The following is a 10,031-nucleotide window of genomic DNA, read 5'->3' on the forward strand; positions in this document are numbered from 1 at the left end:
ATTCGGCTAGCTTTACTGGTATAATGTGTATAGGAAGCAAGAGGAGGCCATAGGCCCCTCTTTTTTCCCATTTTATTGGGGAAGGCGGGAAACGTTAGTGCTGCAATGGTTTCGCACATTATCTCTTCGTAATAAATTAGTACTAACGATTTTAATTTGTCTGGTATTACCGTCTATTGTGTCCATGTATGTGTCGAATTTGTTTACACGGGATGCGATTCGTTCACAAGTGTCAGACAACGCAAGGCAATCGATGCGCATTGCAAATCAAATTGTTAACGGTCAAATGAAGAATATGTTACATATGATGAATTTCATTCAGTTTGATGTGGATATTCGGGAACCTATATTGAACCTAAGCCAAGCCGATGATACAACCCCCATTGGAGACCTTTATATCAGTAAAACAACGATAGAAAAACGGATTGCTACGTTCATCGGTCCGTTGGAAAATTTAGTTGTTACATTACTTCTACCGAACGGGGAGTATTATGCAACTTACATGACGACGAATTTTGACCCGAAATCCTTTTTCGAGAAAGCGTGGATGCAGGATATCATGCAGGCAGGCGGATATAGCGCGAAGTGGATTGGGGCTGAGCCCAATTACAGTCAGCAGTCCTCACAATCCTATTTATTAGAAGCTGTGAAGCCACTTCGTCTCAATGGTGCTACATACGGGTATGTGATTGTTGGTCTTGAAACGAGTGTTCTGCAGAAATTATTTGCACAGTATGAAGATAATGAGTCCATGGTTATTATTGACGCACAAGGAACAATTCTGGTGGATAAGGATGTAAGTCGGATTGGTAAGCCATTCGCCTATTATGATCAACTTCCTGCGGAGGAGGGCTCGTCCTTCGTGAAGGTAGCTGGCGAAGAATATATCATGCAGAGTGCTCAAGTCACGCCGGAATGGAAGCTTGTCAATATGACGCCGTATAAATCGGCTGCCCAGCAAATCCAGTCTTTTCGAAAAACGGATTTCGGTATTCAATTAATGTTTCTTATCTTGTTCGCCATTGTGCTCCTTTATGTTGTGAGAACCCTGACGAAACCGATCGCTAAGCTTGTCCAAACAGTAGTGCGAATCGAGTCTGGTCAATTGAGTGAACGTTCTAACATTAACGGCGGGGATGAAGTGGGCCGGCTTGGCTATGTGTTTGACCGAATGATTGATCGCATCGAGCTGACGCTCTTCGAGAATAAGCGAGAGCAAGAACTTAAGCGTAAGGCAGAGTTAGCGATGCTTCAGGCACAGATTAATCCGCATTTTCTTTTTAACGTATTGAACTCGATTCGGTTGAAAATCATGATGAAAGGCGACGAAGAGAACGCTGAATTGATCAGCTCACTGTCTGCGTTGTTACGTATGACGATCAATCGCAATAACGAATACATCACGCTCCATGAAGAGATTGGGGTCAACGAGCACTATGTTCGTTTGTTGAATTCGAGGCATGGCGATCGCGTTGTTTTGCGCGTATCCGCGGCTTCGGACACGCTGCTTATTCAAATTCCGCGTTTCCTGCTGCAACCACTTATTGAGAATGCTTATATTCACGGCCTTAAAAGTAAAGCAGGTGAAATAACGATTGTTTCCCGAATTGCAGAGGATGGCAGGCTGCAGGTAGAGATCCAGGATTCCGGAGTCGGCATGACACCAGAGCGGTTGCTTACGCTTCGCAATCATTTGGATGCTACGCCTGTCATGCCTGTTGCAGAAGAAGCAAGCAGTCCTTCTCTATCGGGAATCGGGTTACATAATGTGTTTGAGCGACTTCGGATGATTTATGGTCATCATTTCGATTACAACATTACAAGCAGTCTGGGACACGGTACCCAAATTATTCTGCTCTTTCCGCAGCAACCTGATAAGGAGGTGTGACTTATGTACACCGTCATGATTGTAGATGATGATATCCCCGTTCTTGAATTTCTGGAGACGACGATTCAGTGGGAAGCACTTGGCTACCAATTGACTGGCGTTTATGCGAACCCGTTGGATGCACAGAAGGCGGGCAAGCATGCCAAAGTAGATGTATTGATCAGCGATATTGGGATGCCTGACATCAATGGGCTGGAATTGATCAAGTCTCTTCGTGAGGAAGACCCGAACCTGAAGGCAGTGATCCTTTCCTGTCATGATGAATTCCACTATGCGCAGGCAGCTGTTAAGCTTTCGGTGAGTGAATACATATTGAAAGAAACGATGAACGTCAGCAATATCACGGAAGTGTTGACCAGGCTTAAGGAGCAATTGGATGCGGAGGATCGGCAGCAATCGAAGAGCCGCAAGCTCGAGAAAGAGGTCTCGCAGCAACGCGGCGCGTTGAAACGTCAGTTCATCCGAAGCACGGTGAATGAGCCTTTATTTGATGCGGCGGACTGGAGCGCCAAAGCGGCTGATTTCGGCATTCAGCTGAATAAACATGCTGTCTTGCCTGTATTCGGCTATGCCAATCGGGTGAAAGAAGCGAACAGTCGGTTCCAGTCGACAGATTTATTCGAGTATACGATTCAGAATATTGTGGAAGAGCTGCTCGTGGATCAAAAGGAAGTGACCTTATTCACCTACAATACAGGTGAAATCGTGTTGTTATTCCCGCATTTCTCGGAGCTGCATGTGAATAACAGCCAAAAGATGGAGCAAACGCTGCGACAGCTGCAGGCTTGCTTGCAGAAGTACGCGAAAATCTCATTTTCCTTTATGACAGGAACGCCAGTGAAAGATGTTCGGGCCTTGAAGGATCAACTGATCCGCATGATAGAAGCTAGAGCCATCCGCTTCTATATGCCGGAGTCTTCGATCAGCAAGCTCGATCATTTGCGGGAAGGATTCGGGGAGGGAGGAGAACTGCTGGCTCAGTATGCGCAGGCGTTGGATGAATTCCGCAGTGTCGTGTTCGATGAGAGCGCAGAAGGGATTGATGCATTCGTCTCGAAGTGGGTCGATTTCATCCAGTACAATCGGTTCCGCCCCTTAGAGGTGAAGGATTGGCTGCTCAAAATGATCCTCGACGTGCGGATGCGGCTGAAGTCGCTGCAGCACTATCAATCGACGTTTTCTTCCGAGTTGATTCATCACGATGTTCACGAGTTATCTTCCATCCGCGAAATGGAGCTATGGCTGAAGGATTATTTGCAGCAGGCCATCGAGTGGGCGGGACAAGTGTATCGGGAGTCGCATAATCGTGAGATTCTGGAATGTCAGCGGTTCGTCTACAACCATCTCGATACGAAAATATCACTAGAGGACGCCGCCGCGCATCTCCATCTGCACCCGAGCTACTTAAGCCGTTTGTTCAAGCGGGAGACAGGAGAGAACTTCATCGAGTACGTGACGCGGATGAAGATGGAGAAAGCGAAGGAACTGCTAGAGATCACAGACAAAAGCGTGGAACAAATCTCCGACATGCTCGGCTACGAGAACAAGAACTACTTCGGCAAGCTGTTCAAGGCGCATACGGGCTTCGTGCCGAATGCCTATCGAGGGCAGACGAAGGGGAGCTAAGTGGCTGTCAGGTTGGCGACGATCAGCATAGTAACACTGGAAACTGCAGATATGCAGTTTTCAGTGTTTTTTGTGCTTGCGGCACCTAGGGTGGCCGCCGCTGTAGCTGCAGCGCAGGAGGTGGGTGCATCTGATTGTTGGCACACTGCAGTTCCAAGGCAGACGCCGGCTGCAGCGCCTACTCCAGCCCAAACTTCAATTCTCACGCTGACTTCCACTTCACACTCGGACTCTAGCTACCGGCAAAAATGCGAAAAGGCATCTTTTTTGCTTGAAAAACGAGCAAATATATGAAATTGATGCAAAAAGGCAACCTTTTTCGCTTCTAAAGCTCATTTCTCCCAATTTCAGCGAAAATAAGTGCCTTTTCGCATCTTTGCCCATTCAAACCCACGAGAGGGCAAAAAATAAGTGCCTATTTGCATCTTTGGTGGGCGTAGGGGCTGGATCTGGTGTTGAAGTTGAAGTTGAAGTTGGAGTTGAAGTTGAAGTTGAAGTTGAAGTTGAAGTTGAAGTTGGAGTTGGAGTTGGAGTTGAAGTTGAAGCTCAAGTTCAAGTTCAAGTTCAATTTACGTTGCAGAGGGGGATGAAGAAGGTAAGGAGGGTAAGTGTAAGAGTAAAATGGGAGGGGCGAGTAAAAGTGAAAAAGAGAATAGTAGTGAGAGAGGAAAGAGTAATGTGGAATGGGGAAGTGGGGTAAGAGTAGAGTGGGAATGAGAAGGGGAGAGTAAAAGTGTGAAAAGAAGAGAGTGGTAGTGAGAGAATAATGAGTAATGTTGATGGGGGAGTAAGAGTAGATGTGATAATAGAGAGTAATGCACCGGACGTGGGCACGGTGATGGCCCCCTCTGTTACTCTGGCAACGGAGCATCTGCACAGGAATCGTAGGCATTGAGAATGGAGTGGAGCAGGCCAGGGAATTTTTCCTCTAACTCATTCTTGCGTAAAGACAAGAAACGCTGAGTTCCTTGCACGCGGACGTGGACAACGCCAGCTTCACGCATCGTGCGAACATGATGAGACATTGTAGATTTCACGACACTAACTTCAATGCCACCACATGTACATTCCCCTAGTTTGTGGAGCTCGGAGACGATAGATAATCGAACGGGATCGCTTAACGCATAGAGGACGGATGAGAGATGAATATCCGCTTTGTCTGGGTGAAATAGTACTTTCATGATGCTTCCTCCTTGTTAGAGCTTAGTGATTGCATTTTACCATATTGCATGCTATATTTCTATTGTTCGATAACAATCGAACTTGTTGATCTTATACTTAGAATTCGTAACACGTCAGTAGCTAACGATATAGAAAAATATGGAGTGGAGGAAAGACCATGACAAAAACCAATCAAGAGACGCACGCTGCCGCGGCATTGTTTAAACCTTTTACACATGGAAATCTTAGTTTAGCGAATCGAATCGTAATGGCACCTATGACGCGAGCCTTCTCGCCAGGAGCTGTTCCTGGGCAGGATGTGGTGGATTATTACCGTCGCCGCGCGGAGAATGGCGTGGGTCTTATTATTACTGAAGGTACGCTGATTAATCATCCAGCCGCAACGGATAATCCCAATATCCCTAACATTCATGGTGAAGAGGCGCTGGCAGGCTGGAAACGCGTCGTTGACGCTGTTCACGAAGCAGGAGGGCGCATTGTGCCGCAGCTCTGGCATGTCGGGATGACTCGTCCGAACGGTTCGCTTCCTCATCCAGAAGCACTTTCGATTGGACCATCAGGTCTCACGTTAACAGGTGAGAAAGTGAATGAACCTATGACGCAAGCGGAGATCGATCAAGTTGTGCAAGCTTTTGCACAATCGGCCGCAGATGCGAAGCGGATTGGTTTCGATGGCATTGAGATCCATGGGGCTCATGGTTACTTGATTGATCAGTTCCTATGGGAGAAAACCAATCACCGCACGGATAAGTACGGCGGCAGTATGTTGGCTCGCACACGATTTGCCGTTGAAATCATTGAAGCGTGCCGCCGCGCAGTAGGACCAGATTTCCCAATTATCATTAGGCTGTCGCAATGGAAATCGGCTGAGTATACAGCCAAACTCGCCGCTACGCCAGAGTTGCTTGGTGAATTGCTTGCGCCACTCGTCGAAGCTGGTGTTGATATATTCCACTGCTCGACTCGCAGGTTCTGGGAACCCGAGTTCGAAGGGTCTACTTTGAATTTTGCTGGATGGGTGAAAAAATTAACAGGCAAGCCTACGATCACAGTAGGATCCGTTGGTTTAGATGATGAATTCTTGGGTTCTTTCAGAGGGAAGAGCGCAGGCACAGCTGATATCAACGAACTGCTTGTTCGCCTGGAGCAGAACGAGTTCGATCTCGTTGCCATTGGACGGGCGCTGTTGGTTGACCCTGCCTGGGCCGACAAAGTGCGAGGCGGTCGGTTCGACGAATTGCTGCCATTCACGGCTGATGCTCTACAACGTTTATATTAAGCTGTCAGACTCGTGGAACGCGCTGTCTGGCTATAAGGAAACAAGGCAACCGGGGAACCGGTTGCCTTGTTTTTTTTCACTCAGCAGGGGCTGCGATGTTCATAAACAATGTTTCTGAGCGGCATGTGAAGGTTGTGAAGAATATTCCAAATAACTGGAAAAACTCCATCTATTTTCGTGAATTTCGAGGAATTTGATGAACTAACTGGAAAATATCCAGCTAAATTTGGCCGTAATCGCCATTTTAACTGGATAGCGATGAATTACCTGTACTTTTTCCATCTAAATCTAATTTATAGGGATAATTGCTTGAAATAACTGTATAAATTCCATTTAACTGTCGGAGGAGGAAGCTGATGATGGGAATGAGTGAGGGGCAGAGCAGGTGGACGACGCAGATAGTATCTAAAAATTTTGGATTTATTTGGATTTGGGCACAAAATTACATGTCTTTACAATAAAATAGCAAATTTCGCAATTATCCTATGGTAAAATAAGGTGGTTCTTAGATAGCTTGTCTATCCGATAAGTTAGTCGCTTATGTAGAAAAGATTTTGACTCAGCCTATTAGCTAAGGAGGAATTGTAATGAGTAAGCTCAAAGGATGGAAGACGAAGTTATGGAAGACAACGTTGGCGTTGACAGTAGCAATCCCGTTCCAAGTGCTGGCGACAAGCAGCTGGCAGGCGGTGATGGCGGAGGGACCGTCAGATCCGGCACCGTTCATCGAAGCCAAAGTCGTCAACGGGAATGCAGGGAAGAAAGTGCTCTTCGACAATACACACGAGCAGACAGCTGGTGCAGCGGATTGGGTCATTGATGGGGCTTTCTCAGATTTCGGCAATGCGTTAGCGAATAATGGTTATTATGTCAAAGAACTGCGCAAAACGACACCTATCACACTAGCCGATTTGAGCGGTTATGATGTGTTCGTGGTAGCGGAGTCCAATGTTCCGTACAAAACAAGTGAGCAAAACGCCCTAGCCCAATACGTGGCGGGGGGCGGCAGTATATTCTTCATCGGCGATCATTATAATGCCGACCGCAACAAAAACCGCTGGGATGGCTCCGAGGTATTCAACGGCTACCGCCGTGGTGCCTGGACGAACCCAGCAGCGGGGATGAACGCGGAAGAGACAGCCTCCTTCGCGATGCAAGATGTAGCTAGCTCCGACTGGCTGGCGACGCAGTTCGGTCTACGCTTCCGCTATAATGCCCTCGGCGACATTAATGCGAATAACATCGTAGCGCCTGCGCAAGCTTTTGGGATCACGACAGGTGTCTCCAGTGTGGCGATGCACGCAGGATCTACGCTGGCGATTATTGATCCCACGAAGGCGAAAGGCATTGTGTATTTACCGCAAACGAATGAAGCTTGGGCGAATGCGGTGGATCAAGGTGTGTATAACGGAGGCGGAATCGCAGAGGGGCCATATGTGGCGATCTCCAAAGCAGGCGCAGGCAAGGCGGCCTTCATCGGGGATTCCTCGCCAGTCGAGGATGCAACGCCGAAATATGTGCGCGAGGATACAGGCGCGAAGAAGACGACGTATGATGGGTTTAAAGAAGTGGACGACGGTAAGCTGCTCGTCAATATGGTGAACTGGCTTTCGACCAAAGAAAGCTACACCAGCTTCGCCGATGTCAGCGGCTTGCAGTTGGATCAGCCGACGGCTTTGTTGCCTTTTGAAGCGCCAGCGGCATCGACGGAACCGCAGCCAGAGCCGTGGGCAGCACCGAATGCTGGCTACAAATGGTACGACCGCAGCACATTCAAGCCTGGCTCGTATGGCGGACCTGCGGCTACAGCGAACACGACGTACAGCTTCGTGAAACAAGCGGTATTGCCGAATGCGGCGGACTTCCCGATCAGAGTCGTTGTGGATAACTTACCGCCTTCGACAACTGTAACGGGCTTCTCCCTCGGCATTTATCTGGTCACGGGTGGATCACAAATCGCCAAGATTCAGAACGCAGACGGCACATGGCCGACAGCTTACGCGTATAGCTCCGCATTTAGCGTAACCTCAGACATCAACGGACACGCGACGAAGGATCTGAATGTACGTGTTGTTCCAGGAACGACTGCACCTGCAAATCTCAGATTGCGCCAGAATGGCACGAATCTGAAAACCGAAGCTGTCACCCTCGGCAACGTTCCACCAGAAAACTTGCCGGAAGAGGAGAATCCGATTCCTGCCAAGATCGTCATCTCCGAAGCACGTACGAAAGCAGCCGGTACGTTGGTGACAGTGGAGGGGGTTGTTACGACAGAGCCGGGTGCTTTTGGCGGGCAGGCTTTCTACTTGCAAGATGCGACAGGCGGCTTGTATGTATTTCAAAGCTTGAGTGGCTTCCACCAAGGGGATACGGTCAAAGTCACGGCAGCTACTGCGCTGTTCAACACGGAGTTTGAGTTGGCAGACCCCGTTGAAATTACCAAAACAGGTGTCGCTGCGCTCCCAACACCTACGCCAGTATCCGCTGTGACAGCGGACAATCAAGGTCAGCTGCTTTCACTGAGCGATGTGACCATCAACAACATCATCACGGCGACGCCGGCGGGTTCTTTTGAATTCGACGCTGTCAAAGACGGTGTAAGCAATCACGTTCGTGTCGATACGAGAACAGGCCTATCCTTAAGCACCTTCCCCTACACAGCTGGGCAAAAGGTGACGATTCAAGGTGTTGGTGCGATTTTCAAAAGTGTATTCCAATTGAAGCCTCGGGGCTTGAGCGATTTCAGCGCAGCTGCTGATTCCATAGCGCCAGTAACAACGGCAACTTTATCCAGTACACCGAATGGAGCGGGTTGGTTCAATCAAGATGTAACGGCAACGTTAACTGCTGTAGATGATGGAGCGGGAGCGGTGACTACCGAATATGCCATCAATGGCGGAACACCAACTGCCTACACAGCGCCTATCGCGATTAGTACGGAGGGCACAACAACGGTGAGCTACGGCTCGAAGGATGCTGCAGGCAATGTCGAAGTGGCTAAGTCGTTGGGAGTGAAGCTGGATAAAACAGCGCCAACAGCGACCCTTACAGAGTCAGGTCATGCCGTCAAGGATGTGACGAATACAGCAGCGGTAACATTCGATTTGTTAGCTAACGATGCGATTTCAGGTGTTGTCGAGCAATCCCTGACGTTGGATGGTCATGCGATTACTAGTGGTCAAACGATTGCCGCAGGCAGTTTAGCCGTAGGTGCACACACAGTGGCCTACCAAGTCGTGGATGCTGCAGGGAACACAACGAGTTCATCGCAGACTTTTAACGTGGTGAAGCCATTATCCGTCGGCGCGCCTGGCCAACCTGTTTTGACCTCAAATAACGGCTATACGGGTTTAAAAGATGGCAACTACACGATCACCATGAACATGTGGTGGGGAAATAACGGTTCCACTTTCAAACTATATGAGAACGGTGTGCTTATCTCGACCCAAACACTTACGGATGCTTCCCCAGCGGCTCAAATCGCCAAAGTGGATGTAACCGGTAAACCAAACGGCACTTATACGTATACTAGTGAACTTATTAATGGATTCGGTACGACAACTAGTCAGTCTATCGTTGTTACGATCACAGAGGCATCCCCTGGTAAGCCTGTTCTATCCCAGAATAATTGGGATGGGGACGGCAACTACAATGTGACCATGAACATGTGGTGGGGCACCAACGCAACGGGATATCGCCTCTACGAAAATGACGTGCTTATTGATGAGAAAAGTTTGCAAGCTGCATCGCCAAGTGCACAAAGTGCTGTCACAGCTATCGCTAGTCGCGCAATCGGCGTGTATAAGTATCGCGCTGAGCTATTCAACGCAGCCGGTGTAACGTCGAGCGACGTGGTGAGTGTCACGGTTTCGAAGTAGCCGGAAGCGCGGAGAGACGTAGAGCTTGAAGGACAGCCCTTCTGGTCTTAGACCGGAGGGGCTGTTATTTGGTGCGCTTGGCAGCGCATCGTACTAACAGGTGAAAGTCCTGAGTACACCGCGAGATGGCGGAAGTACATAGTTGACCCATAGTGCTCTGTCCGTGAGGAAGGGTGCG

At 48.7% G+C, this 10,031-nt stretch carries 6 protein-coding genes; 5 read left to right on the forward strand and 1 reads right to left on the reverse strand.

Annotation, left to right across the window (positions count from 1 at the left end; all coding sequences use genetic code 11):
• The first annotated feature begins 97 nt into the window (after nucleotides 1-97).
• From AC58PV_RS33920 to AC58PV_RS33930, 3 genes are all read left to right on the forward strand, one after another.
• Nucleotides 98-1,888 carry a cache domain-containing sensor histidine kinase gene (locus AC58PV_RS33920; protein WP_497437410.1) on the forward strand — a complete coding sequence of 597 codons (1,791 nt, stop codon included), beginning with the start codon at nucleotides 98-100 and terminating at the stop codon, nucleotides 1,886-1,888.
• A gap of 3 nt (nucleotides 1,889-1,891) precedes the next feature.
• A complete protein-coding gene (locus tag AC58PV_RS33925) occupies nucleotides 1,892-3,514 on the forward strand; it encodes a helix-turn-helix domain-containing protein (RefSeq protein ID WP_497437411.1) in 1,623 nt (540 codons plus the stop codon).
• 271 nt (nucleotides 3,515-3,785) lie between these two features.
• Nucleotides 3,786-4,214 (forward strand): hypothetical protein, encoded by a 429-nt coding sequence (locus AC58PV_RS33930; RefSeq protein ID WP_497437412.1) that lies wholly within the window; start codon nucleotides 3,786-3,788, stop codon nucleotides 4,212-4,214.
• 151 nt (nucleotides 4,215-4,365) lie between these two features.
• On the opposite strand, the gene AC58PV_RS33935 is transcribed toward AC58PV_RS33930, so the two are convergent.
• The gene (locus tag AC58PV_RS33935) at nucleotides 4,366-4,695 is read right to left on the reverse strand and encodes an ArsR/SmtB family transcription factor (protein WP_497437413.1); all 330 of its coding nucleotides are present in this window, start codon (nucleotides 4,693-4,695) and stop codon (nucleotides 4,366-4,368) included.
• A 158-nt stretch (nucleotides 4,696-4,853) separates the two neighbouring features.
• Here AC58PV_RS33935 and AC58PV_RS33940 point away from each other — a divergent pair, with 158 nt between their 5' ends.
• Nucleotides 4,854-5,975, forward strand: coding sequence for an NADH:flavin oxidoreductase (locus AC58PV_RS33940; protein WP_497437415.1), 1,122 nt, complete (start codon nucleotides 4,854-4,856; stop codon nucleotides 5,973-5,975).
• A 587-nt stretch (nucleotides 5,976-6,562) separates the two neighbouring features.
• Nucleotides 6,563-9,853 (forward strand): OmpL47-type beta-barrel domain-containing protein, encoded by a 3,291-nt coding sequence (locus AC58PV_RS33945; RefSeq protein ID WP_497437416.1) that lies wholly within the window; start codon nucleotides 6,563-6,565, stop codon nucleotides 9,851-9,853.
• Nucleotides 9,854-10,031: the final 178 nt, after the last annotated feature.

The organism is Paenibacillus sp. J22FR83 (genome assembly GCF_059691955.1).